The organism is Chitinophaga sp. OAE865, from assembly GCF_040546735.1.
Lineage (GTDB): Bacteria > Bacteroidota > Bacteroidia > Chitinophagales > Chitinophagaceae > Chitinophaga > Chitinophaga polysaccharea_A.
On record NZ_JBEPOF010000001.1, the window covers coordinates 3660100 to 3683914 of the forward strand.

18 protein-coding genes are annotated in these 23815 nt (G+C 49.1%); 10 read left to right on the top strand and 8 right to left on the bottom strand.

Annotation, left to right across the window (positions count from 1 at the left end):
* The first annotated feature begins 8 nt into the window (after positions 1–8).
* From ABIE50_RS14925 to ABIE50_RS14950, 6 genes are all read left to right on the top strand, one after another.
* Positions 9–1298, top strand: a complete 1290-nt coding sequence (locus tag ABIE50_RS14925; RefSeq protein WP_354028026.1) for a DUF1501 domain-containing protein — start codon at positions 9–11, stop codon at positions 1296–1298.
* Complete coding sequence (locus ABIE50_RS14930) at positions 1255–1464, top strand: DUF1501 domain-containing protein (RefSeq protein WP_354028027.1); 210 nt, start codon at positions 1255–1257, stop codon at positions 1462–1464. Before ABIE50_RS14925 ends, ABIE50_RS14930 begins: the two co-directional genes overlap by 44 nt.
* A 15-nt stretch (positions 1465–1479) precedes the next feature.
* Positions 1480–2505, top strand: a complete 1026-nt coding sequence (locus ABIE50_RS14935; protein ID WP_209860236.1) for an NHL repeat-containing protein — start codon at positions 1480–1482, stop codon at positions 2503–2505.
* Positions 2505–4679, top strand: coding sequence for a c-type cytochrome domain-containing protein (locus tag ABIE50_RS14940; RefSeq protein WP_209860234.1), 2175 nt, complete (start codon positions 2505–2507; stop codon positions 4677–4679). Before ABIE50_RS14935 ends, ABIE50_RS14940 begins: the two co-directional genes overlap by 1 nt.
* A gap of 49 nt (positions 4680–4728) precedes the next feature.
* The gene (locus tag ABIE50_RS14945) at positions 4729–5016 is read left to right on the top strand and encodes a GntR family transcriptional regulator (protein WP_209860232.1); all 288 of its coding nucleotides are present in this window, start codon (positions 4729–4731) and stop codon (positions 5014–5016) included.
* A gap of 152 nt (positions 5017–5168) precedes the next feature.
* Entirely contained in the window at positions 5169–6584 is a 1416-nt protein-coding gene (locus ABIE50_RS14950; protein ID WP_209860230.1) for a GDSL-type esterase/lipase family protein, read from the top strand.
* Positions 6585–6634: 50 nt separating this feature from the next.
* On the opposite strand, the gene ABIE50_RS14955 is transcribed toward ABIE50_RS14950, so the two are convergent.
* The gene (locus tag ABIE50_RS14955) at positions 6635–7177 is read right to left on the bottom strand and encodes a hypothetical protein (RefSeq protein ID WP_209860227.1); all 543 of its coding nucleotides are present in this window, start codon (positions 7175–7177) and stop codon (positions 6635–6637) included.
* A gap of 585 nt (positions 7178–7762) precedes the next feature.
* Here ABIE50_RS14955 and ABIE50_RS14960 point away from each other — a divergent pair.
* The gene (locus ABIE50_RS14960) at positions 7763–9241 is read left to right on the top strand and encodes a hypothetical protein (protein ID WP_209860225.1); all 1479 of its coding nucleotides are present in this window, start codon (positions 7763–7765) and stop codon (positions 9239–9241) included.
* Here the strand turns inward: ABIE50_RS14960 and ABIE50_RS14965 are convergent, their stop codons facing one another.
* From ABIE50_RS14965 to ABIE50_RS14990, 6 genes are all read right to left on the bottom strand, one after another.
* Positions 9242–11437 (bottom strand): GH92 family glycosyl hydrolase, encoded by a 2196-nt coding sequence (locus ABIE50_RS14965; RefSeq protein WP_209860224.1) that lies wholly within the window; start codon positions 11435–11437, stop codon positions 9242–9244. It abuts the gene before it with no gap.
* Between the two features lie 44 nt (positions 11438–11481).
* The gene (locus ABIE50_RS14970; RefSeq protein ID WP_209860222.1) at positions 11482–12933 is read right to left on the bottom strand and encodes a RagB/SusD family nutrient uptake outer membrane protein; all 1452 of its coding nucleotides are present in this window, start codon (positions 12931–12933) and stop codon (positions 11482–11484) included.
* A gap of 22 nt (positions 12934–12955) precedes the next feature.
* Complete coding sequence (locus ABIE50_RS14975; RefSeq protein ID WP_354028028.1) at positions 12956–15772, bottom strand: SusC/RagA family TonB-linked outer membrane protein; 2817 nt, start codon at positions 15770–15772, stop codon at positions 12956–12958.
* A 1-nt stretch (position 15773) separates the two neighbouring features.
* Complete coding sequence (locus tag ABIE50_RS14980; RefSeq protein ID WP_354028029.1) at positions 15774–16370, bottom strand: carboxypeptidase-like regulatory domain-containing protein; 597 nt, start codon at positions 16368–16370, stop codon at positions 15774–15776.
* A 139-nt stretch (positions 16371–16509) separates the two neighbouring features.
* Positions 16510–17520, bottom strand: a complete 1011-nt coding sequence (locus ABIE50_RS14985) for a FecR family protein (protein ID WP_209860218.1) — start codon at positions 17518–17520, stop codon at positions 16510–16512.
* A gap of 50 nt (positions 17521–17570) precedes the next feature.
* A complete protein-coding gene (locus tag ABIE50_RS14990; protein WP_209860216.1) occupies positions 17571–18161 on the bottom strand; it encodes an RNA polymerase sigma factor in 591 nt (196 codons plus the stop codon).
* A 181-nt stretch (positions 18162–18342) separates the two neighbouring features.
* On the opposite strand from ABIE50_RS14990, the gene ABIE50_RS14995 reads away from it, so the two are divergent.
* Positions 18343–18921 carry an NADPH-dependent FMN reductase gene (locus ABIE50_RS14995; protein ID WP_209860214.1) on the top strand — a complete coding sequence of 193 codons (579 nt, stop codon included), beginning with the start codon at positions 18343–18345 and terminating at the stop codon, positions 18919–18921.
* A gap of 13 nt (positions 18922–18934) precedes the next feature.
* On the opposite strand, the gene ABIE50_RS15000 is transcribed toward ABIE50_RS14995, so the two are convergent.
* On the bottom strand, positions 18935–20893 hold the full coding sequence (locus ABIE50_RS15000) for a sialate O-acetylesterase (protein ID WP_209860212.1): 1959 nt from the start codon (positions 20891–20893) through the stop codon (positions 18935–18937).
* A gap of 198 nt (positions 20894–21091) precedes the next feature.
* Here ABIE50_RS15000 and ABIE50_RS15005 point away from each other — a divergent pair, with 198 nt between their 5' ends.
* Together ABIE50_RS15005 and ABIE50_RS15010 are read left to right on the top strand one after the other, a co-directional pair.
* Positions 21092–21592 carry a DUF3347 domain-containing protein gene (locus ABIE50_RS15005; RefSeq protein ID WP_209860210.1) on the top strand — a complete coding sequence of 167 codons (501 nt, stop codon included), beginning with the start codon at positions 21092–21094 and terminating at the stop codon, positions 21590–21592.
* A gap of 15 nt (positions 21593–21607) precedes the next feature.
* Positions 21608–23815 carry a multicopper oxidase domain-containing protein gene (locus ABIE50_RS15010; RefSeq protein WP_354028030.1) on the top strand — a complete coding sequence of 736 codons (2208 nt, stop codon included), beginning with the start codon at positions 21608–21610 and terminating at the stop codon, positions 23813–23815.

Consider the following 23815-nt stretch of genomic DNA (forward strand, 5'->3'; position numbering starts at 1 on the left):
AAAGGCCGATGAAAAACGAATTCATAGAACATCACCTGAATATGAACCGACGCAAGTTCCTGTCCCGCCTGAGTTTAGGCGTGGGCAGCCTGGCGCTGGGCTCATTGCTGGTTCCCGATCTTTTTGGAAAAAGCAGCGGGGAAGAAGCACCCTTTATCCCGGGCATGCCGCACTTCGCACCCAAGGCCAAAAGGGTTATCTACCTGTTTCAGAACGGGGCGCCATCCCAATTGGAAAGCTTCGACTATAAGCCCAAGCTGCGGGAAATGATGGGGCAGGAGCTGCCTGCATCTATCCGTATGGGACAGCGCTTAACAGGAATGACCTCGGGGCAGTCGTCCTTCCCGCTGGTAGGCTCGCACTTCGATTTCAAACAGTATGGCGAAGCCCGCGCCTGGATCAGCGATCTGTTTCCTCACACGGCAGGAATTGTGGACGATATCTGCATTGTGCGCTCTATGTTCACGGAAGCCATTAACCATGATCCCGCGCTCACCTTTTTCCAGACAGGGGCCCAGCAGGGCAACCGCGCCAGTTTTGGCTCCTGGATGAGCTATGGACTGGGCAGTGAAAATAAGAACCTGCCTGCCTTCTGCGTGTTGTTGTCGAGAGGTAAGGGAAACGGGCAGGGGGTATATTCCAAATTATGGTCCAATGGATTTCTGGATAGCATCCACCAGGGTGTTCAGTTCAGCAGCGGTGAAAGCCCGGTGCTGTACCTGAATAACCCGGAAGGCATTGATATGGCCAACCGCCGCCAGATGCTGGACCAGCTGGCCGCATTGAACGATCAGTCGTATAAGGAATTTGGTGATCCTGAAATCAATACCAAGATACAGCAGTATGAAATGGCTTACCGTATGCAAACCGCTGTACCTGAACTTACTGATCTCTCCAGGGAATCAGATGATATCATTAAGCTGTATGGACCGGATTGCCTGGTGCCCGGCACTTTTGCGGCAAACTGCCTGTTGTCCAGGAAACTTTCTGAAAGCGGCGTGCGCTTCATCCAGCTGTACCACCAGGGATGGGATCAGCATGGCAACCTGCCCAATGAAATGGCAGGGCAGGCAAAGGATGTGGACCGTGCTTCAGCAGCGCTGATCACTGACCTGAAGCAACGTGGCCTGCTGGATGAAACACTGGTGATATGGGGCGGTGAATTCGGAAGAACCAATTATTGCCAGGGTAAGATGACCGCCGATAATTACGGCCGTGATCATCATCCCCGCTGCTTCTCCATCTGGATGGCCGGTGGCGGTGTTAAGCCCGGTATCGTTTACGGGGAAAACCGATGAATTCGGGTATAACATCGTAAAAGACCCGGTGCATGTGCACGATTTCCATGCTACCATCTTACACCTGATGGGACTGGACCACGAAAAATTAACTTTCAAACACCAGGGTCGCCGTTATCGTCTTACAGACGTAGCCGGTAAGGTAATCCCCGGATTAATGGCCTGATAAAATATTATTATAATGGAAAGAAGAAAATTCATACAGTCGTCGGCGTTAGTAGCTGCTTCGTTTTATATTTCCCGCGATCTTTTTGCCAAACCCAAAGGACCGGTATACGGGCATAATGGTATGCGCTATGCACTGGACACCAAATGGGGCACGCTCGACAGCAGCCGTTACCCTGTGAAAGACTGCCATGAGATGGTGCAGGACAAAAAAGGCCGCATCATCCTGCTTACCAACGAAACAAAGAATAATATCCTTGTTTATAATAAGTCGGGCAAACTGCTGGATAACTGGGGCCATGAATTCCCGGGTGCACACGGGCTCACGCTGAGCAATGAAAACGGTACCGAGTATCTTTTCATCACAGATACTGAAAAACACCAGGTATACAAAACCACTATGGATGGTAAGATCCTGCTCACTATTGATTATCCCGCCGAAACAGGCGTATATAAAAAGAAGGAGGAATTTGTGCCTACGGAAACTACGGTAGCAGATAACGGTGATTTTTATATTGCAGATGGATATGGCGCACAATATGTAATGCGCTATGACCGCAATGGAAAGCTGCTGGGATATTTTGGAGGAAGGGGTCAGGGAGATGAGCACCTGGACAATGCCCACGGAATCGTGGTAGACCGTCGCAAAGGCACGCCTACGCTTATTGTTACCGACAGAACAAGGAATTGCTTTAAACGCTTCAGCCTCGACGGGCAGTTACAGGAAGTAATAGCCCTGCCCGGTGCATGCGTATGCCGTGCTGTGATAAAAGGAGATCACCTGTATGCAGCCGTGTTACGTTCTCCCAATATGGATGCAAACGCAAGCGGCTTTGTAACCATACTGGATAAGGACAATAAGGTAGTATCCAATATTGGCGGTACCGCACCGGTGTATACCAACGGGGTACTGCAGCCTATGCAACAGGCAGAAAAAATATTTGTGCACCCGCATGATGTATGCGTAGACGACGATGAAAATCTGTATGTAGCGCAATGGGCTTCCGGGAAAGTGTATCCATATAAACTCAGGAGGGTATAATGACCGTGAAACAGCCATCCAGGTGGCAAAGCGCAGGCGGCAGCCTGTTATTTGCCGGCAATATTTTTATCCTTTTCCTATTGATCTTTGGCAACCGGGTAGTATTACCTCCCTGGTTACAGGTGCTGGGCAGGATGCATCCCTTGCTGCTGCATTTTCCCATTGTACTGATCCTCATAGCGGGCGTATTAACGTTTATCCGTTTACGTGAGCCGGCAGCAGAAGCATGGAAACAGCAGCTGGCCGGTGCATTATTGCTTGCCGGTGCGCTCAGTGCAGCCGTTACCGTTATAATGGGATTGTTCTTGTCTGGTGAAGAAGGATATAACGGCAGCGGTACGTTACAATGGCATAAATGGAGCGGCGTAAGTATGTGCTGGCTGGCTTCTTTATTATACTGGCTGGGCCAGTCGCCAGTAAACCGGCCTGCATTGCAGAAAGGCGGCGTGCTCATCACAGCCGTTTTACTGGTGATCACCGGGCACTTCGGTGCCGACATCACGCATGGCGAAAATTTTGTACTGGCGCCTGTAACGCCTGCAGGTAAAGGGCTACAGGTGCCTTTTGACCAGGCGCTGGTATATGAACATCTTGTGAAGCCGGTACTGGAAGAAAAATGTATGAACTGCCATAACGCAGGTAAAGCGAAAGGAGAACTGGCAATGGAACTGCCGGCCCAATTGCTAAAAGGCGGAAAAAGCGGTAAGCTGTTTGTAGCCGGTAAGCCGGAAATGAGCCTCTTAATGGAAAGGCTTCATTTACCGCTGGATGCAAAAAAACATATGCCGCCTGCCGGCAAACCACAGCTCACCCCGGAAGAGGCTGACCTTCTCTATTACTGGATCAAAGGCGGCGCCGATTTCAAAATGAAAGTAGCTGCATTGCCGGCGCACGACAGCCTGCGGCTGCTGGCAACTGCCATATTGCAGCCTGGCCCCCCGGCCACTCCTGTGTATCATTTTGCTGCGGCAGATGAAAAGTTGGTGCAAAAGCTGAACAACAATTACCGCGTTATCTACCCGGTAGCGCTGAATGCAGCGCCACTGGTGGTGAACTGCTATAATAAAGACCAGTTCAATAGTAAGTCGATCGAAGAATTACTGCCGCTGAAAAAACAGATCATAGAAATGCACCTGCAGAAAATGCCGGTACAGGATGCTGATCTGAATATCATTGCACAGTTCCCTGAGCTGCGGGTGCTGAACCTCAGCTTTACTAACGTAAAGGGTCAAACGCTGTCGGTCCTGGCAAAGCTGCCGCACCTGGAAAGCCTTTCCCTGTCGGGTACACCCGTTACTTTTCAGCAGTTGCAGGCTTTGAAAGCAGCGCCTGCACTGAAGGAGCTGTACCTGTGGAACACATCGCTCAGCTCCGCAGAACTGGATCAGCTGTCTGCCGCATTTAAACAGGTAGCTATCATCAAAGGATTTAAAGATGATGGTAAAGAACCGCTGAAGCTGAACCAGCCTTTGCTGGCAAACACTTCACCGGTTTTCCGCAGTACTGCACAACTATTGCTGAAGCACCCTGTTAAAGGAGTGGAGATCCGCTACACCACTGATGGATCTGTGCCTGACAGTGTGAGCTCCCCACTGTTTAAAGACTGCCTCCTGCTGCAGGACAATACCACTATCCGCGCTATTGCCTGTAAAAAAGGCTGGTATGCGAGCGACCCGGTGCAGTTCAATTTTTATAAATCTGCGTATACGCCCGATAGTGTGGTATTGCTTACACAACCGGATGGAAGCTACGCCGGTTCCGGCGCCAAAACTTTATGCGACGGGCAGAAAGGCGGTACAGACCAGGGCAACCAGAAATGGCTGGGCTATGTAAAAGAGCCGATGATAGCTATGTTGCTGTTTAAACAGCCCGTGCCCCTGCAATCAGTTTCGGTAGGCATCTTAAGAAATATTAACGGGTATATTTTCCCTCCAGCCAAACTGGAAATATGGGGTGGCCCAGATGCGCAACACCTGAAACTGTTAAAAAGAATTATTCCTGCAGCAGGGAAAAAGGATGATCCTGCCGCCGCCATGGAAGTAGCAGGAACTTTCCCCGTTACGCATGTTTCCTGCGTGAAACTGGTGCTGGATCCATTGCTGAAAATACCCGGCTGGCATCCTGGAAAAGGAAACAGGGGATGGGTATTTGCAGATGAGGTGTTGTTTAATTAGCTGTTAAAATTCGCCTGCCTTTTTTAAAGGGTTAACAGCGGATAAACAGATGAAACAATATAAATACGAAGAAATAGCAGCGAACATTGAAAGTAAGATCACCGGTGGCCAGTATTTACCTGGTCACCGGCTACCTTCAGTGAGAACATTAAAACAGCATTACCGGATCAGCCTGAGCACCATACAGAGCGCCTGCGATGAACTCCTGTTAAGAGCCCTGGTGGAAAGCGCTCCCCGTTCCGGCAACTATGTAAGCGCCCGCCCCGCCACCGGCAAAGTGAATGCCACTCCAATAGTAATGGATCCTGTTAGTAATGGATCCTGTGTTCAGGAGTAACCTGGCGGAATCTTCAACGCAGCGCTATTTCAGAATTCAACATAGCAGCACCCGGCGTCCTGCTGTTGCCGCGACAGCTGTAACAGGATCTGTGGAATAACAAAAGTAAATATTATCTTAACGCCTCATTATTCCACGTTTAATTGCTATGTATGAGGTCCAGGTATCTTATCTTATTTCTTCTCTTTTTTTATCATCTGCCGTCATTTGCGCAACGGGTAAAGATTGCCTGCCTGGGAGCAAGCATCTGCGCGGGCGCACGGTTGCAGCATCCTGAAACGGAATCTTACCCGGCCCAGCTGGGAAGGTTGCTGGGGCCAGGTTACGAGGTAACCAATTATGGCGTAAGCAGCACCACGTTGCTGAAAAAGGGTGATTATCCCTACCGGAGCACCCCGCAGTTTAAGGCAGCACTGGCAAGTAATCCGGACATTGTGCTGATTGACCTGGGAGGGAACGACAGCAAGCTGGTGAACCGGGTGCATCTTGATGAGTTTGAAGCGGACTACCGCGATATGATCCATATGCTCCGGGCCCTGCCTTCACATCCGCGTATCCTGCTGTTGCAGCCGGTTGTTTCTTTTGTAAAAGACACTACGCAGATCTGGGACCCGGTGATCAGGGAACAGATCTTACCTAAAGTAAGACAGGTAGCTTATGATGAACATGTAGAGCTGGTAAATTTGAACGCGCTGTTGATTGGTAAGCCGGGGCTGATGCCGGATGGTATTCACCCTGAACTGGAAGGCACTACGCTGATGGCCAAAACACTTTTTGAAGTGCTGCAACCGGTGAGGGATACTGCTTTTGACCTTATCACTCATCTACCGGGTAATAAAAAAATATCTTCCTTTTATGGTTACCGCTGTGCGGATTTTGATTTCAGGGGCCGTGCCTGTAAAGTGGTGGCACCAAAATTTGCGGCTGCCGGTCACCCGTGGATCTGGCGTGCGCGTTTCTGGGGCCATGAGCCCCAAACAGATATCGCCTTACTGGAAAGAGGTTATCATGTGGTGTATTGCGACGTAGCGGAGTTATTTGGCAACAGGGAGGCTATACAATTATGGAATGGCTATTATTCGCTGCTGCATAAAGCCGGTTTGTCGCGGAAAGCAGTAATGGAAGGCATGAGCAGGGGAGCGGTATATGTATATAACTGGGCGGCCGAAAACCCGGACAAAGTAGCGGCGGTGTATGTAGATAATCCAGTGTTAGACCTGTGCAGCTGGCCGGGAAGCCAGCTCAGAAAGCAATTGTCCAAACGGGATGAATGGGAAACTTTCAGGAAGGATTATGGGTTTACGTCCGACAGTGCTGCGATAAACTTTAAAGGAAGCCCGTTATACAAAACCAAAGAAATTGTGAAAGGGGGGTATCCTATGCTGCATGTACTGGCGGATGCGGATACAGACGTGCCTCCGGGGGAGAACACACTGCCGTTTGAAGCGAAAATAAAGGCCCTGAAAGGGAATATAACGGTGATGCATAAACCGGGTTTCGCACATCATCCGCACAGTTTCCCGGATCCCACACCCATAGTGGATTTTATTCTTAAAGCGGCAAAGTAATAAAACAAAACGCCTTCGGCCATCAGACGAAGGCGTTTTGCTTTAATTATTTATTTTACCAGCCATTCCAGTTTATACATGCCACGGAACCTGTCGTAGGTAAGCAGTTCCGCATCCCGTTTAAACAGGGCGTCCATCTTATCTGCCAGGGTTTCATGGGCAGGAAAGGCCTGTTTTACATTCCAGGCTGTCAGTGTTTGTATTTTCCCATTGGAAGCGGAGAAGTATGTTTTGTACTGATCTTCCGGGCCTGCCTTCGGAGAAGTGGGTATTTTTCTTTTATAGAGCAATAATTGCGGGTTTTTATTCAGTATCTGGTAACTATGATTACCTTCTACCCGGTGTACATCGCCATTAGTCAGCTGATAAGCAAATATTTCATTTTTGTTGATATGAATTTCTTTGCCATTGTGCTGAAGGGTGACGTAACTTTTTGGCGCCAGTGTATACAAATGAAGCCTTGGCGCTTTACTTCCGTTGTCTTTGGTGTAACTCAGCCGGCCAGACAGGTAATCGTCCATAGTGCTGTAAATACCCGTGATTTTCTTTTGCGCGTCTGCTGCTATATTGATGCACATCAATAAGCAGATCATGTAAAAAATTCTGCTACAGTATTGCATAGTCCAGGTGTTTTGGTGTTACTTTAATTTAGCAAAAATAACTGGAAATTTTTTTCCGGAATATGATAAAAATCAGTTAAAATCCCGCGAATTTTGTCTGACTCAGGATTATGATGATTATAATGATTAGCCTGAGTTTTACCGGTGTTTTGTAGTGGTAAGCGGATTTTGTCTGACTCAGGATTATGATGATTATAATGATTAGCCTGAGTTTTACCGGTGTTTTGTAGTAGTAAGAGGATTTTGTCTGACCCAGGATTATGATGATTATAATGATGCCGATTACAGGAGTTTTTATCCTGCATTATAGTATTGTGGCCTGGCAAATTACCTGATTCAATGAAGGAACTGGAAAAATATATCCTGCAAATCATTATAATCATCATAATCCTGGGTCAGACAAAATCCGCGTCAGACAAAATCCGCGTTCGCCCATGAACACCATGGTCCGGAAACGGACAACCGGCAAATAGTTAAATCACTGGTTACCAGCTGTGATAATTACGGCATTTTTTTAGCTGTAAGCAGGCTTCGTTCTGTATTAAACATTACCTGATCATGCTCACCCGTTTCTTTGCCTTGTTTTTTACAACTGTTTTCTTTGCAGCAACCGCTTATGCGCAGTACCCTGAGAAAGTGATTTTTGATACAAAAGACAGTACCGGCAATGCTTATCTTGCTGTACCGCCGCTTTCCCGCAACATAAAAGGTGTAGTGGTGATCCTGTATAATTTTTACCAGCCGGATAACCTGGTACCGGAAACAAAGCTGCATAATGTGGCCTGTGCCAACAACCTGCTCACCGTTTTCGTTCCCATGAAGGAATACCTGTATGCAGATACTGCTGCCGTAAACCGCATCAGTACTGTGTTGCAGCATATAGCCGGTCAGTACAAAGTGGATACATCGAAATTTGTATTGGCCGGGTATGATTATGCCAGTAACATCGCCCTGCGCTATACGGAATTAACCCAACAGTTCCCGGCTGCATATCCCATACATCCTAAAGCTGTTTTTACTGTGAGCGGCCCTGTAGACCTGTTGGGGCTATGGGATTGGTGCCAGCGGGTGATCCGCAAGAAACCGAACGACGGACAGGTAGGAGATGCGGGTTATATTATAGATAAAATGACCCGTGAAATCGGGACGCCTGCTGCAAGGCCTGAACGGTATCGCGCGCTTACGCCTTTTAACAGCCGGGATACTGCAGTTGGCAACGAACAGTACCTGCAACGTATACCCGTGCGCGTGTATTATGATACAGATGTTGCCTGGTTGCTGAAGGAACGCCGCAACAGCCTGTACGATACCTATATACCGGATGCCACGGAACTGGTAAGCCGTCTGCTTTTGGCCGGTAACACCGAAGCGGAATTCATTGCTGCACGGCAACCCGGCAAACGTATCAATGGCTCCCGCTACCCGGAAGCATTTTCTATTGCAGATGAAACCGAATGTATACAATGGATCAAACATGCCCTGGATATTTTTGACCCGGTGAACTGGCAACCGCCCTATAAACTGGATAAGCCCAAAGGATGGGGCACCGAACATTTTGAGGTGCCGGTAGATTTTGCGCCGGAGATCCGCTATAAAGGAGTGGAAGATATCCGCTTTGCTCCCGGCTGGGGCGACAGTACCAGCGCGGAGCACTGGTCGTATGCCTTTCTCTGGTGGCTGAAAGACAGGCCGGTAGTAGATGCCCCCACATTAAACACCTATCTCACCGCTTACTACAATGGCCTTGTAAACCGCAATATTACCAGCCGCCGGATACCTGCGGAAAAGCAGGTACCCACCGTTGTAAGTATCAAAAAAATAAAAACAGCGGCGGGAGATGCGGACACTTACGGAGGCAGCATCCGGATGCTAAATTATATGGTACAGCGCCCTGTGACGCTGCACTGTACCATACATGTAAGAAATTGTGAAGCGCAGCAGCGTACGGCCCTCTTCTTTGAAATCTCCCCGCAGCCTGCTACACATATCATCTGGCAGCAAATGGATGCGCTGTGGAGCAGTTTCCGATGCGATTAATTATTGCCCGCCATCGGTGGGGTAAATATCAAATACACCGCCTTTCATCAAATCGGTATGTAATAAGCGGGTGGTACTGTATCTTTTACCATTCTTTTTAACGGCGCCAATAAACGCCGGCACACGTTTATTATCCACGTTGATAGTGGTAGTGGTATTGGCGCCGGTATGGATAGCAATACGTTCAAACGCGGGAATAGTAATGGCATATTCCGGCGCTACGGGATTCACCGGGTAAAAGCCCATTGCGGTAAACACATACCATGCGCTGATCTGACCGGCATCGTCGTTGCCGCATAAACCTCCAGGCCCTACGCCATATTCCATAGCCCTGATTTCACGGGTGCGCGTAATGGTTTTCGTTTGGGCGTTTACGTAGTTATAAAGGAAAGGGATCTGGTGGCCCGGCTCATTGCCGTGCCAGTACTGCTGTTGCAGGAAAAGGCTGTCGAGCGCCGCCTCAAACTTTTTGCTGCCGCCGGTTAGTTTTATAAGCCCGGGGATATCATGTGGCACATAAAATCCATACTGCCGCGGTGTGCCCTCTGTAATAAAAAACATTTTCCTGTCCCTGTCGGGATGTTCATACCATTTGCCCGATGCATAGCGGCCATTTACATCACCCAGCTGCGGGTCAAATACATTGGCGTAGTTGCCGGCCCGCTTCTTCAGGGCAGCGTAATCTTTTTGCTGGTGCAGTGCTTTCGCTATGGTGGATAATGCGTAATCGTCGAATGCATATTCCAGTGTGCGGGATACCTGTTCACGGCTGTGAAAGGCATACGGCACATTATCTTCCAATGGTACATATCCATACTTCAGATAGGAAGATAAAGCCCTGCGGCCCTTACCTTCTTTATAGTCGGCCGCAGCGGCCGTGTCAAATGCGTTCTGCCGCATCAACCGGTATGCTTCCCTGATATCATAGTTGCGGATCCCTTTGTTATAGGCGGATGCAATAAAAGGAATGGCATGATCGCCGATCATGGCGGCGGTGTAATTGTTCCAGCAGGGGAAAATGGGAAGCCATCCGCCCTGCTGTCCTTTCAGGATCAGTGAACGCACCAGGTCGTTGATCAGTGCGGTGTCCAGTATTTCGTACAGCGGGAGTTGCGCGCGGTAAATATCCCACATGGAAAAATCATCGTAGTAGTTACCGGATGTCAGTTGCTTCACCTGGTATGATTGGGCAAAGGCGGGATAGGTTCCCTTTGCATCGCTGAACAGGCGCGGGTGCTGCATAGTATGATACAATGCGGTATAAAAGATCTTTTTATCTTTTTCGGAAGAACCAGTTACTTCAATTTTGCCCAGTGCTTTATTCCATACATCGTTGCCTGCAGCGGTTTGTGCGCTAAAGTCCCAATGATTGATCTCTGCATTAAGATTGTCGCGTGCGGCTTCAATACTGGTGAAAGAGGTACCAATGCGGATCCTGATCACGCTGCCTTTATGCACGTTGAATTTCACCGCGCTGCCAATGCCCGGCTGGTCCCTGATGCTGTCGGCTGTCAGTATGTTGTTGTCCCGGAATACTTTGGCATCGCTGAAGCTTTCTTCAAACTGCACTACAAAGTAACCGCTGAAACCAGCGGGTTGTCCCTGTCCCTGGTAAATACGGAACGCGGGATTGTAACCGGAGATCTCCTTCCGCTGCCGGTCGATGTACACGGCGCCCTTACCCCGGTCGCTGTTGGGCCGGATGATCATATAGCAGTCATCGTCTTTGGTGAAAGTGAACTGCATCATGCTGCAACGCGCAGTGGCGGTTACTTCTGCCTTTATGTTATCTCTCCCCAGCAGAACGCTGTAGTAAGCCGGTGTTGCTTTTGCACTGGAGTTTGCAAAAGCGCAGGCATAGTCTGCAGGAAGGGTTTTAAGCTCCCCGCAAACCGGCATAACGGTCATGCTGCCGTAGTCCTGTGTACAGGAGCCGCTGAGCCAGTGGGTGCCGCGAAAACCGGTGAAAAGAGAATCGGTATAGTAAAAGGGCGCTACGCATTTTTGTTCGGTGAGCCGCGTTTGTGGCGTCCATTGGGTCATGCCGAACGGCGTGCCTACCGCAGGAATAGTATTGGCCAGCTGTTCGGTTCCGGCGCCGTGTACCAGTGCTGTGAGCGTGGTGCTTTTGGAAGTGCCGGTAAAAGGATCTACATAAGCCAACAGCTGGCTGGTTTGTGCGAAAGCACTACCCATACCAGCTGTTAAACATAAAAAAGTAAAAACGGTTTTACGTATCATCAATATCCCTTGTTTTGTTTGATCTTATCCCTGTTGATGTCTATCTGGCTTTGCGGCACAGGTATTACCATATTATCGGCAGTAAGATCTGCCACCAACCTGATCTGTGCCTTTTTACTGTTAAGCACCGGGATGGCCCTGCCGGTGCGCACCAGGTCGTACCAGCGGTGCCCTTCAAACGCCAGTTCCACGCGTCTCTCATTTTCTATGGCCAGTCGGAACGCTGCCTGGTTAGGCACATCGGCGGCTGTTTTTTCTCCAAGTCCTGCTCTTTTACGGATGCTGTTCAGGTAAGTGAAAGCCTCGCCGCCGGCCTGGTAGCCTACTTCATTGAGAGCTTCCGCATACATCAGCAACACATCTGCATAACGGATCACCGGGAAGTTATTGCCATTATCATTTTTTGTGGCAGGCACATCAAAGTACTTCTTCACAAAATAATAATTTACAGTGGCGCCACTGGCATTTACATAAGAAGTGGCCATAGAAAAGTTCTTTCTTATATCACCGGTTTCATAAGCGCTTTCCATATCGGGAGTGGGCTGGTTGTTGCCATCACCGCCAAACATGATCACGGCATTGCCGGAGTTTTCAGGAGCAAATGAATTGGGTAGGGGATTGCCTTCCTTCACGCCCCCGGATTTGTATTGCACATCAAAAACGGATTCTTTATTATTTTTCTTTGCCACATCAAATACATCGGCGTATTTATCCAGTATGGCATAAGCGCCGGAGCTGATCACTTCTTTGAGCTTTGCGGCGGCTTCGGGATATTTATGTTGTGTGAGTAACACTTTTCCCAGCAAGGCTTTGGCTGCGCCGCTGGTTGCCCTGCCTATGTCGGCTCCGGTATAGCTTACCGGCAACACGGCTTCAGCTGCTTTCAGATCGGCCTCTATTTGCGCATACACACTGGTGGCGGGATCGCGGGTGTATTCATATGCCTGGTCGGCGTTGGTAATTTCGGTAACTACCAGCGGTACATCGCCAAAGGAACGTACCAGGTTAAAGTACACCAGTGCGCGGAGGAACTGTGCTTCAGCGCTGAAGCGTTTCTTCAGCGAATCGTTCATGGCTATGGGTGTGATCCTTGAGAGGATGGTGTTGCTGCGGGAGATGCTTTTGTAGCTATCGTTCCAGCGTGCGGCCACAAACGGGTTGGTGGTTTTGATATAGAACCGGTCAAATTCATCCTGGTCTGTTACAGAACCGGAAGGTACCGGGAAGTTATTATCGGATGGAATATCGCCGTAAATGTATGCGTTGCCAAACACGCCGCCGGACTGCAATGAGCCGTAGTTGGCATTGAGCGCATTTTTGAAATCATCTGCCGTTTTATAAAAGTTTTCGGTAGTAGCGGTAGAAGGAGGGAGCTGCTCAAGAAAGCTCTTTTTGCAGGCAGTGAATGAAACCGCGGCTGCCAGTAGTATGTATATATAATTTGTACGCATGTTTTTAAAATTTTTAGCAAGATCAGAATCCAATATTTACCCCAACCACAAATGTTCTGGCAAGCGGATACCGGCCATAGTCTATGCCGCTGGTTAAAGCGCCTTCGTAATTGCTTACTTCAGGATTGTAGTTCAGGTAGTTGGTAAAGGTGTACAGGTTTTGTGCGGATAAATAGATCCTGGCTTGTTGTATCCGGATATGCTGTAATAATTTTTCCGGCAGCTGGTAGCCGATGCTTACATTCTGAATGCGGAGGTAACTGGCATCTTCCACCCAGCGGCTGGAGATAGCATTATTGTTGCCGGTGGTGCGCTGGTTGGCACGTGGAACAATACCATTGCCTGGTTTGTCTTCCGATTGCCAGCGGTTCAGCACTGTAGTAAGCTGGTTCTGGCTTCCTTCCACATTCTCAAAAAAGCGGCGGCTGAGATTCAGTATTTGTCCGCCTTGCTGTCCCTGTATGGCCACCATCAGGTCGAAGTTCCTATAGCGGAAAGTGTTTGTTAAGCCGTAAATAAAATCAGGCTGACTGTTACCTATTATCGTACGGTCATCTGCAGTGATCTTTCCATCTTTATTTACATCTTCAAACTTCACGTCACCCGGCCTGGAAGTAGCATCGTGCGGATATTTGTCAAGGTCGGCCTGGTTCTGGAATATGCCTATCTGTTTGTATCCATAGATATTACCGATCGGTTTGCCGATGATGGTGATATTGGTTTCATTCACGCCTGAATTGCTGCGGATAGGATCTCCTGTAGGGCCCAGCGCTGTTACGGTATTACGGTTAAAGGAAAGGGCGGCATTGGTGTTCCAGGTAAAAGCGCCGGTGAGGTTGCGGCTGGCAACTGAAAACTCCCAGCCTTTATTTTCCATGGCGCCGATATTTTTAATAGCTGTGCTGAAACCAGTGAGGGTAGGCACGTTTACTGCCAGCAACAGGCCGTCGGTATTCCTTTTATAATAGTCGATGCCAATCACGATCCTTTCATGGAATAACCCGATGTCGGCGCCGGCATCAAACTGTTTGCTTTTTTCCCATCCCAGTTGTGGGTTACCCAGCGAAGCGGCGCCAAGGCCATTCACCAGTGAGTTGTTGAAGCTGTAGTTATCTGCAGCAAGGGTAGCGAGATACGGATAGTCGCCGGAGAATTGGTTATTGCCTGCCAGTCCATAGCTTACCCGTAGCTTGGCATTGGAGATCACCGGTACGTTTTTCATAAACGGTTCTTCTGTAACCACCCATCCCACAGATCCCGCAGGGAATACGCCCCATCTGTTCCGGGTACCGAAAATAGAGGAGCCATCTGCGCGCAGGGATACATTGGCTATATACTTTTCCTTGTAGTTATAGGTGGCACGGCCAAAGTAGGAGGTGGAGGTATTGGCGGTTTTGAACGAATATACACTGCTTGGTAACCCGGCTGCATTCAGCGTAGGCACTACATCGTTGGCATAAGCGGTACCAACGGCCGTGCTCTTCTGGTATTGAAGTTTATATGCTTCCATACCCACCAATACATCAAAATTATGAGAGCCGGCAGTTTTGCTATAATTGACGGTCTGGTTAAATAACCAGCTGGTGGTCATATCAGAGGAATCTGCTCCCACAGCCTGTGTAGGCGGCAGCAGCTGGTTCAATGGCAGGCGCGAGGTTTTATAGCTGCTCCTCCTGGTAGAGCCCACGTTGAAATTACCGGTAGCGCGATAAGTGAAGTCTTTCCAGTTATAGGATGCGTACACATTGGTAAGCAAATTGGTGGTGATCAGCTCATTCGGATTTTCGGTGATATTGGCTACCGGATTGGTAACGCCGGCCCAGCCATAAGGACCGGCCAGTGCAGCCTGTGAGGAGTAGGCGCTATGATCATCGTTCCAGATAGGCGCCATAGGCACGGAAGATAAAGCCGCATTGATGATGCCGTTGTTAGCCCAGTGCCCATCGCTGTTCACATCGTTCTGTATCTTATATACCGGGTTGATGTTGGCGCCCAGTTTGAAGCGCTCAGACACGTTGATGTCTACATTGGCGCGGACAGAGTAGCGGTCCAGTGTTGACCTTTCAATGATACCATCCTGTTTCAGGTAGCCGCCGGTAACCAGGTATTGTGCATTATCGTTGCCACCGCTGGCGGTTACCTGGTAGTTGTTGATCATTCCTTTACGGAAAATCATATCCTGGTAATCGTAGGTAGGCATGGTCGCTACCTTCTGCGGATCATCGAAGTTGAACCAGCTGAACAGGTCGCCACGGGGATAACGGTATCGCAGGAACGAAGAGGGTCTTGCGCTGTTGGGGTCTGATATACTGGCGCCGGGTACATTATCAAGATAGGCATTGTTGGAGGCTTCTTTGGAGAACTCGGCGAACTGCTGTGAGTTCAGGATATCTATTTTTTTGGACAGCTCCTGGAACCCCGTATATACGTCGGCGTTAAACTTGGTTTTGCCGGATTTACCCCGTTTGGTGGTTACGATCAATACGCCGTTGGAACCTTTGGAACCATAGATAGCGGTGGAAGACGCATCTTTCAGTACATCAATGCTTTGAATATCGGTGCTGTTGAGGTTACTGAAAATACTGGCGTCTACAATGTTTCCATCCACCACAATAAGCGGGTTGGTACCTGCTGTGATGGAACCAAAGCCACGTACCTTGATGGCTGGCGTAGCGCCGGGTGCGCCTCCTGTTTGCTGTACCACTACACCGGGAATTTTTCCCTGCATACCGGTGGCCACATTGGAAATGGGCATGTCGCGCATTTCGGCCATGGGCACAGAGGAGATGGCGGCGGTTACATTCCTTTTTTTCTGGGTACCGTATCCTACTACGATCACGTTATTGAGGGAACGTGTTTTCTTCCTTCAGTATAATGTTCAGCGGCGTGCTGCTGCCGGCGGCTATTTCCACGGAAGCATACCCTATCATGCTGAAAACAATAATGGTTTTTTCGTCGGGCACACGGACGGTGAAGTGGCCGTTGACATCAGTGATAGTGCCGCCACCGCCGTTTTTGATGGTAATGGTTACATTGGGCAGCCCGTTGCCTTTTTCATCGGTCACCTTTCCGCTTACAGTGATCACCCGTGCGGATAGCAGAGGGGGATCAGTGCCCCGCTTTTCAGTGATCACGATCGTATTGCCGTTCAGCGACCAGGCAAGCTCGGTATTTTCCAGCAGGAGGTTGAGTGTTTGCAATACCGATCTGCGTTCTGCCGGCATAGTAATGTTATCATAGGGAGAGAGCTGGGAGGCCACATAAGCAAATTTAAACGCGCTTTGTTGCTGGATCTGCCGGATCCCTTCCCTGAGTGATTGCCGTTTCAGGTTCACGGTAACGTCTACTTCTTCCAATCGCTGCGCTTTGCCGGGAGCAGCAATCAGCATATTGATGCTGAAAAGAAAAGCAGAGGCGAGTAAGCAACTTAATTTCATATAATACGCAAACGTTCGCTTTGGGAAAAGGCGTAGCCTTCCCCTGATAAGAAATTTCATACCTTTGGGTAGTTTTTAAATGTTTACCTAAATGTTTAAGACAACCGGCTATACTAACTCGTCCTTAGTATAGCCTTTTTTAAAATCGTTTATCCAGCCAGATAGTACTGTCCTGTCCTTTTTGCCACTGAGCATGTGTTAGCTCGCAGATTACGTCCAGCGCCTGTTTCATGGGATCGTTGATAAAATTTCCGGTGAATTTTTTGGTCCGCAGGGATTCATCCCTGAACCGGATATCAATGCCATAATATTTGTTGATCAGTGGAATAGCTGCTTCAAAGGAAACGTCTTCAAATACCGGCTCATCTTTTTTCCAGACCAATACTTCTTTCATATTGGCTTTGGTGACCAACGGCGCAATGGCGGCTTTATCAAGTATCAGCTGATCTCCTGGCAGCAGCTCGGCCAGTATGGCTTTATCGTCCTTCTGTACCTGTACTTTCCCGGTGGTAACGGTAACGGCTATAGGAGAATTATCTCCTGCCGCCCTGATATTAAAGGAAGTGCCCAGCACACGGGTTACGATAGTGCCGGTATGCACCAGGAACGGCTTGTTCTTATCCGGCGCCACGTTAAAGAAAGCTTCCCCTCTCAGGTATACTTCCCGGCTGCGGCCTTCAAAAGCAAGGGGATAGTCCAGCTGGCTGTTTTCATTCAGCGTAACCACGCTGCCATCGGGAAGATTGATCACTTTATTGAAGATATGCTGTGCTGCAGGTAGCGCAGCGGTAACAACAGGGGTGGGCTTTGAAACCGGCAGCAGCCACCAGGCGCTGAAAGCAGCTACTATCACCGCAGCAGCTATGGCCATTCTTTTATAGAGCGGGTTACGCTTTACAGTCATCACTTTGAGCATATCAATTTCGCCTTCCCGCATTTTTCCCTGCAGGCGAGTATATAATTGCTCCCACATAGGCTCCTCCGCCTGCTCCGGCGTGCGTTCCCAAAGCGCCGCCAGTTCCTGCGATACCAGGTCGTTTTCCGACAGTTCCCCCATCAGCGCCCAGAATTCTTCCAGCTCCGGCGGAGTGCATTCGCCGGACAGGTATTTTTGCAGTAATAGTTTTAGTCTTAACGGATTAGACGACATATGCCAGTTATATAACTGCTATGACGACAAAAAGAAGGGGATAGTACTAATCAGTCCAAAAATAAATCTGACAACAGCAATAAGTACACAAAATGGGTAATATGGTTATTCAGCAGGTACTGCTTAATAATTTTCAGGCTGTCGGTGATGGTGTTTTTAACGGTATTGCGGGAAAGGTTCAGCTCAGTGGCTATTTCTTCATGGGTCATCCCTTTTTCCCGGCTGAGGGTGATCATCAGGCGGCGCTGGGGCGATAACTGCTTATACGCATTGTTCAGGATCTCCCGGCATTCGTTGTTCAGCAGGCTGTAATCGGCGCTTTGCTCCTGGTGGGCTTCCATTTGCTCCTGTACCAGCTTTTGTAAACGGGCATTCCTGGCAGCCAGTTTAAAGAAGTCCATGGCTTTATTGTAGGCCACCTTGTAAAGGAAAGCATCCATATGCTGGATATTGGTGATCAGCTCCCTGCCTGTCCATAGTTTCAGGAATACATCAATAACAATTTCCTCCGCCACCTCCCTTGATTTGGTGATGGTGATCAGGTAATGATAGAGCTTCTTCCGGTGTTGTTCAAAAAGTTGTTTAAAGGCAGCTTCATCTCCTGCCGCGATTTTGGTCAGCAATTCATTTTCATTATACATGGAATTCTCTCTTAGTTGATACCAGGAACCTAGTCAGACAAATATATTTTTTTTCCGGAGAATATTTTTTAAAATCTCCGGGAGATGCGGGAGGCTCTATGGGCACATCAATAAAATCGATGCGCGGCGGCTGGCCAACAAAGGGAATCCACTTAATTTGCAGCCAAAGAACGATCACAATATGACGGCACCAATAAAACTACTGGCTATCTGCGGAAGCACCCGGCAATCGTCTTCCAATCATCATCTTATCAGGGCCATCACGGAGCTGTCGGCAGGTATATTTGCAGTGCAGCAGCTGGAAACCCTCACTGATATACCACACTTTAACCCCGACCTGGATATGGATCCCGGCGCTGCACCGGCCCCGGTGCAGCATTTCCGTGCCCTGCTGGCGGCAGCCGGCGCGGTGCTGATATGTACGCCTGAATATGCCATTGGTGTGCCCGGGACACTTAAAAACGCTATCGACTGGACGGTATCTTCCATGCACTTCTCGCAAAAACCGGTAGCGCTGATCACCGCCGGCACCTCCGGGTACAAGGCGCACCAGTCGCTGCTGGGCACCCTGCTGATCATAGAATCAAAGATCGCTGCAGATGCGCAGCTTGTAATTCCATCCGTGAAAACAAAAGTAAGCAGCAACGGCCTCATTACCGACGAGGCAACGGAAACGCAGGTACGAAAACTTATCCGCGCCCTTGCCGGCGTAGCCACGGACGAAGAAGCCCACTTGCTGCCTGCGCCGGCGTTGTTTTGATCGCCTTCGGCGATTATCTTACGCTGTACTTCACGTCTTCAGTAACGCCTTTCCAGTTGTCGGTGCGGAAGGGCGCAGTCGGGAAACCTTCTTTGTTAAAGAGATTGTCTTCCAGGTTGTCGTCTGCCCAGCCATAGCGGACAGCCACAGGGCTGTTTACCTCATCTGCATATACTATCACTTTATTGCCGTCGGTAAAGGCTTTGGCGTAATGGAATTGTTTATCGGCGCCCGCTACTTCAAATCCACGGATGTAACCGTACTTGTCTTTCACCACCAGGCCGCTGCCGGTGCTGCTGAAGCTGAGGGTTACCTTGTTGCCGTTCACCTGCATCGACTGGTACACGGGACCGCTGAATACGTTATCCTGTCCGTAGGTTTGATGTAAGGCTACTGCTGCCAGCCGTTTCCCGACATCCTGTTTATTTTTCGGGTGAATGTCTTTAGGCTCGCCAACGTCTGTGATCACCGCCATGCCGGTATTGGGTAATTGCAGGGTAAGGGTTTGCGCTTCCCTTAGCTCTGCCCATTTGCTGCCTTTCTGGCTGTTGCCGTTATTGGAGTTGAAGCTGGCCAGTTGCACAAAGTAAAAGGGGAAATCGCCCTGCTTCCACAAGCGGCGCCAGTCGCTGATCATCAGCGGGAAGGCTTTGCGGTACTGGTAGGCGCGGTCGGCATTGCTTTCTCCCTGGTACCAGATAGCGCCTTTAATGGCAAAAGGCAGTACGGGGTTGATCATGGCATTGAACAGCAAAGAAGGATAGCTGTTAGGTCCCACGCTGGCGCCCGGGGTAATTGCCTTCTCAACACGGAAAGCCCAATCGCCTGCAAGGGATTGTTTCTGACCGGCAGTCTGTAGAAATACGCTTTCTGCATCTCCATAAAACCCGCCGCCACCGGCATTATCTTCTATTTTTACAGCAATTAAATTGTTACCGGCCTTTAAAATACCGGCAGGTATATGATAGGTGCGTGGGGCGTCGTAGCCTATGGTGCTGCCTACCTGCGTGCCGTTGATATAGGTAACGTCGTTATCATCAATTGTGCCCAGGCTCAGCTCTGCAGGTTTACCGGCATCGGCTTCGGTTACCTGGAAGTTTTTACGGAACCATACAATGCCATCAAAATCGGGCAGCTGTTGCTGCTCCCATAAGGTGGGCACTTTCATCTTTTTCCAGGACTGGTCATCAGTACCCGGGGCCGGCCAGGTAGCTACCGCAGCGGCATCGGGGAGGCCGCCCTGCAGCGATTGGATGATCTGTTGCTGCCTGTTTTTCGAGGCAACAGCCGCAGAGTCGAGGTTCAACGTGGGAAGCCCCTGCATCATATCGCGGAAGTCGTCGCTGCCGGCCAGTCCTTCCCGGCTGATCCATGTTTCCACGATGGTACCTCCCCAGGAAGTATGTATCAGGCCAATAGGCACATGCAACTGCTCGTTCAGTGCTTTGGCAAAGAAGTAGCCCACCGCGGTGAAGTCGCCCGTATTTTCCGGTGCAGCCGGCAGCCAGGCGCTTTGTTTTACATCTTCTTTAGGGGTAGCCGAGATATCTTTCGGTAAATAAAAATGCCGGATGGCAGGGTTGGCGGATCGCGCTATTTCCTTACCGGCGTTGGTAACGCCGTTCACATGGAACTCCATATTGGATTGCCCGCTGCAGATCCACACATCGCCCATAAGGATATCCTTCAAACTGATATTGTTCCTGCCTTTTACAGTAAGGGTATAAGGGCCGCCTGCTTTTTCAGGCTGCAGGAATACTTTCCAGCGGCCATCCTTACCGGCCTTTACGGTTTTCACCTGTTGGTTGAACTGTATGGTCACCTTTTCGTTCTTATCGGCCCAGCCCCATACCGGGATCGGTTTATCGCGCTGTAACACCATGTTATCGCCGAAAACATTGGGTAAACGAACATCGGCAAAGCTGAAAGAGCTTATCATCGTTGCCGCCAGGAATAAAACTGTTTTTTTCATAATAGTGGTATTGTGTATGGGGATGCCCCGGTTGAATCATGTGCGCATAAATGTAATGAACGCAGGCAGTATTTTATAATTTTTGGCATAGGAATTATATAAAACATAGCATGAATTGTATAACAGGCCCGCTTTTTTTACATCGTAATTTTACATCATCAACTGGAAAGACATTATCAGTATTTAAAAACAACAAACATGAAAAAGATATTACTGGCAGGCATCGTATGGGTAGCCGCATTTACGCAACCCGGAATGGCACAGGGCAAAACCGTTTCCCCGCAACTCTCTCCCTTGCTTTCTTTATATTACAATATTAAAGACGCACTGACTGGTGGTAATGCGGGCGCGGCTGCAGCCAAAGCTGATGAGTTTGTAAAGGCCGCCGCCGGCGTTGATATGTCGTCCATGCCGCCTGCTGTTCACGATGCCTACATGCCGCTGGCAGCAAAGCTGCAGGCCGATGCCAAAGCCATCGCTGAAGCAAAAGACATCAGCAAACAACGGGAACATTTCAAAACACTTTCTGATAACTTGTACCTGCTGGCCAAAGCAGTACCGCTTTCTGCCCGGCCGGTGTACCAGGAGTACTGCCCCATGAAAAAAGCTTACTGGCTAAGTAACAGCAATGCAATTAAAAACCCTTACTACGGCAGCCAGATGCTCACCTGTGGTAAAGTAAGCGATACCATTCAGTAGTTTTTAACCGTTAGTATGAAAACAGTATTCCTGTATATAACATTGATGAGCCTGTGCAGTATCGTTGTTGCACAGGCTTCTTTAAATACCGCTCCCAGGGTAGTGCGCTATGATCTGTATGTAAGTGATACTATGGTGCATTACTCCGGCAAAATGAGTCACGGGCTCGCTATTAACGGCACTATCCCTGGGCCCACCCTCCATTTTACAGAAGGCGATACGGCAGAGATCTATGTACACAACACCCTGAAGGAAGAAACCTCCATCCACTGGCACGGTCTTATTTTACCCAACCAGTACGATGGAGTGTCCTATCTTACCACAAGACCGGTGAAAGCCGGTGAAACGCACCTGTACCGTTTTCCCGTTGTACAGCATGGTACCTACTGGTACCATAGTCATACCATGTTCCAGGAACAAAGCGGTATGTACGGCGCCATTGTTTTTCATGAACGTAAGCCTGATAACGGTAAGGAATATACGTTGTTGCTGAGCGACTGGACAGATATACACCCGCATACGGTGAACAGGTACCTGCATAATGCAAACGACTGGTTCGCCATCAAAAAAGGATCAGTACAGAGCTATGCGGAAGCCATACAGCATAAACATTTCAAAACAAAGGTGACCAATGAATGGAAGCGCATGAATGCCATGGATGTGAGCGATGTATATTACGAGCGCTTCCTGTCAAATGGTAAAGAAACAGATAAACAACCACAGTTTAAAGCCGGTGATAAAGTAAGACTGAGGATCATCAACGGCAGCTCCTCCACTTATTTCTGGCTGAACTATGCCGGTGGAAAACTCACCGTGGTAGCCAACGATGGCGCCGATGTGGAACCCGTGGAAGTAGACCGGCTCCTGGTAGGCGTATCGGAAACCTATGATGTAATAGTGACCATCCCGGATAATATGCAGTATGAATTCCTGGCCACTGCGGAAGACCGTACCCGCTCTACTTCCCTCTGGCTGGGACAGGGTATGAAGATGCCGGCAAAGCAGTTGCCGCGATTGAAATATTTTGAGGGAATGAAGATGATGAACGATATGATGAAGATGAATGGTAACCTCGATACCAGCACCGGTATGCAGATGAGCAACCAGGTAATGGATATGAACACCGTGATGTATCCTGAAATTACCGGCAGCGATAAGCCCATGGATCACAGTGATCATGATATGCACAATATGCAGATGGACAGCACCGCCGGCGATATTGTAACGCTGAACTATGGTATGCTGCGGGCGCCGGAGAAAACAACGCTGCCGGAAGGCCCGGTTAAACTGCTGCATTTTGAACTAACCGGGAACATGAACCGTTATGTATGGAGCATTAACAATAAAGTGGTGTCCGAAACGGATAAGATCTTAATAAAGAAAGGAGAAATTGTACGGATCGTGTTGTTCAACAACACGATGATGCGTCATCCCATGCACCTGCACGGGCATTTCTTCCGGGTGCTGAACGGGCAGGGCGAATATTCACCGCTGAAAACGGTATTGGATATTATGCCGATGGAGGTAGACACGATTGAGTTTGCTGCTACAGAAAGCGGCGACTGGTTCTTCCACTGTCATATTCTTTATCATATGATGAGCGGCATGGGACGGGTATTCAGTTATGAAAATTCACCGCCCAACCCGGAAGTGCCTGACCCGGTAAAAGCTTATCACATGCTGAAGAAAGACGATCGCATGTTATATCCTATGGCGCGCGTAGGACTGGAAAGTACCGGCAGCGATGGCGAGATTATTGTAGCGAATAGCCGTTACCGTTTGTCTACCGAATGGCGTGTAGGATTGAACGACCGTCATGGTTACGAGAGTGAAAGCCACTTCGGGCGATACCTTGGTAAGAACCAGTGGTTGTTCCCCTATATCGGCTGGGATGTGCGTTACCGCAAAATGGATGAACCGGAGAAGAACATCTTTGGGCAGAAGAATACAAAAGACTTCAGGCAGGTGTTGCATATAGGCGTGGAATATACTTTACCCATGCTGATTGTGGCAGATGCCTCACTGGATACCGATGGTAAGGTACGCGTGCAGTTAACCAGGGAAGATGTGCCTGTTACAAGGAGGCTGCGTTTTGGTTTTATGCTCAATACAGATAAAGAATATATGGCAGGGTTCCGGTACATTGTTACAAGGAATTTTTCCTTCTCCACGCATTACGACAGCGATATGGGGCTTGGGGCCGGTATTACGTTAAGCTACTAA

Bases quoted from the DNA above. Each gene is read 5' to 3' on its own strand.
- ABIE50_RS14925 (WP_354028026.1), top strand. From the start codon at position 9: ATGAAAAACGAATTCATAGAACATCACCTGAATATGAACCGACGCAAG.
- ABIE50_RS14935 (WP_209860236.1), top strand. From the start codon at position 1,480: ATGGAAAGAAGAAAATTCATACAGTCGTCGGCGTTAGTAGCTGCTTCG.
- ABIE50_RS14940 (WP_209860234.1), top strand. From the start codon at position 2,505: ATGACCGTGAAACAGCCATCCAGGTGGCAAAGCGCAGGCGGCAGCCTG.
- ABIE50_RS14945 (WP_209860232.1), top strand. From the start codon at position 4,729: ATGAAACAATATAAATACGAAGAAATAGCAGCGAACATTGAAAGTAAG.
- ABIE50_RS14950 (WP_209860230.1), top strand. From the start codon at position 5,169: ATGAGGTCCAGGTATCTTATCTTATTTCTTCTCTTTTTTTATCATCTG.
- ABIE50_RS14955 (WP_209860227.1), bottom strand. From the start codon at position 7,177: ATGATCTGCTTATTGATGTGCATCAATATAGCAGCAGACGCGCAAAAG.
- ABIE50_RS14960 (WP_209860225.1), top strand. From the start codon at position 7,763: ATGCTCACCCGTTTCTTTGCCTTGTTTTTTACAACTGTTTTCTTTGCA.
- ABIE50_RS14965 (WP_209860224.1), bottom strand. From the start codon at position 11,437: ATGGGTAGTGCTTTCGCACAAACCAGCCAGCTGTTGGCTTATGTAGAT.
- ABIE50_RS14970 (WP_209860222.1), bottom strand. From the start codon at position 12,933: ATGCGTACAAATTATATATACATACTACTGGCAGCCGCGGTTTCATTC.
- ABIE50_RS14980 (WP_354028029.1), bottom strand. From the start codon at position 16,370: ATGAAATTAAGTTGCTTACTCGCCTCTGCTTTTCTTTTCAGCATCAAT.
- ABIE50_RS14985 (WP_209860218.1), bottom strand. From the start codon at position 17,520: ATGTCGTCTAATCCGTTAAGACTAAAACTATTACTGCAAAAATACCTG.
- ABIE50_RS14990 (WP_209860216.1), bottom strand. From the start codon at position 18,161: ATGTATAATGAAAATGAATTGCTGACCAAAATCGCGGCAGGAGATGAA.
- ABIE50_RS14995 (WP_209860214.1), top strand. From the start codon at position 18,343: ATGACGGCACCAATAAAACTACTGGCTATCTGCGGAAGCACCCGGCAA.
- ABIE50_RS15000 (WP_209860212.1), bottom strand. From the start codon at position 20,893: ATGAAAAAAACAGTTTTATTCCTGGCGGCAACGATGATAAGCTCTTTC.
- ABIE50_RS15005 (WP_209860210.1), top strand. From the start codon at position 21,092: ATGAAAAAGATATTACTGGCAGGCATCGTATGGGTAGCCGCATTTACG.
- ABIE50_RS15010 (WP_354028030.1), top strand. From the start codon at position 21,608: ATGAAAACAGTATTCCTGTATATAACATTGATGAGCCTGTGCAGTATC.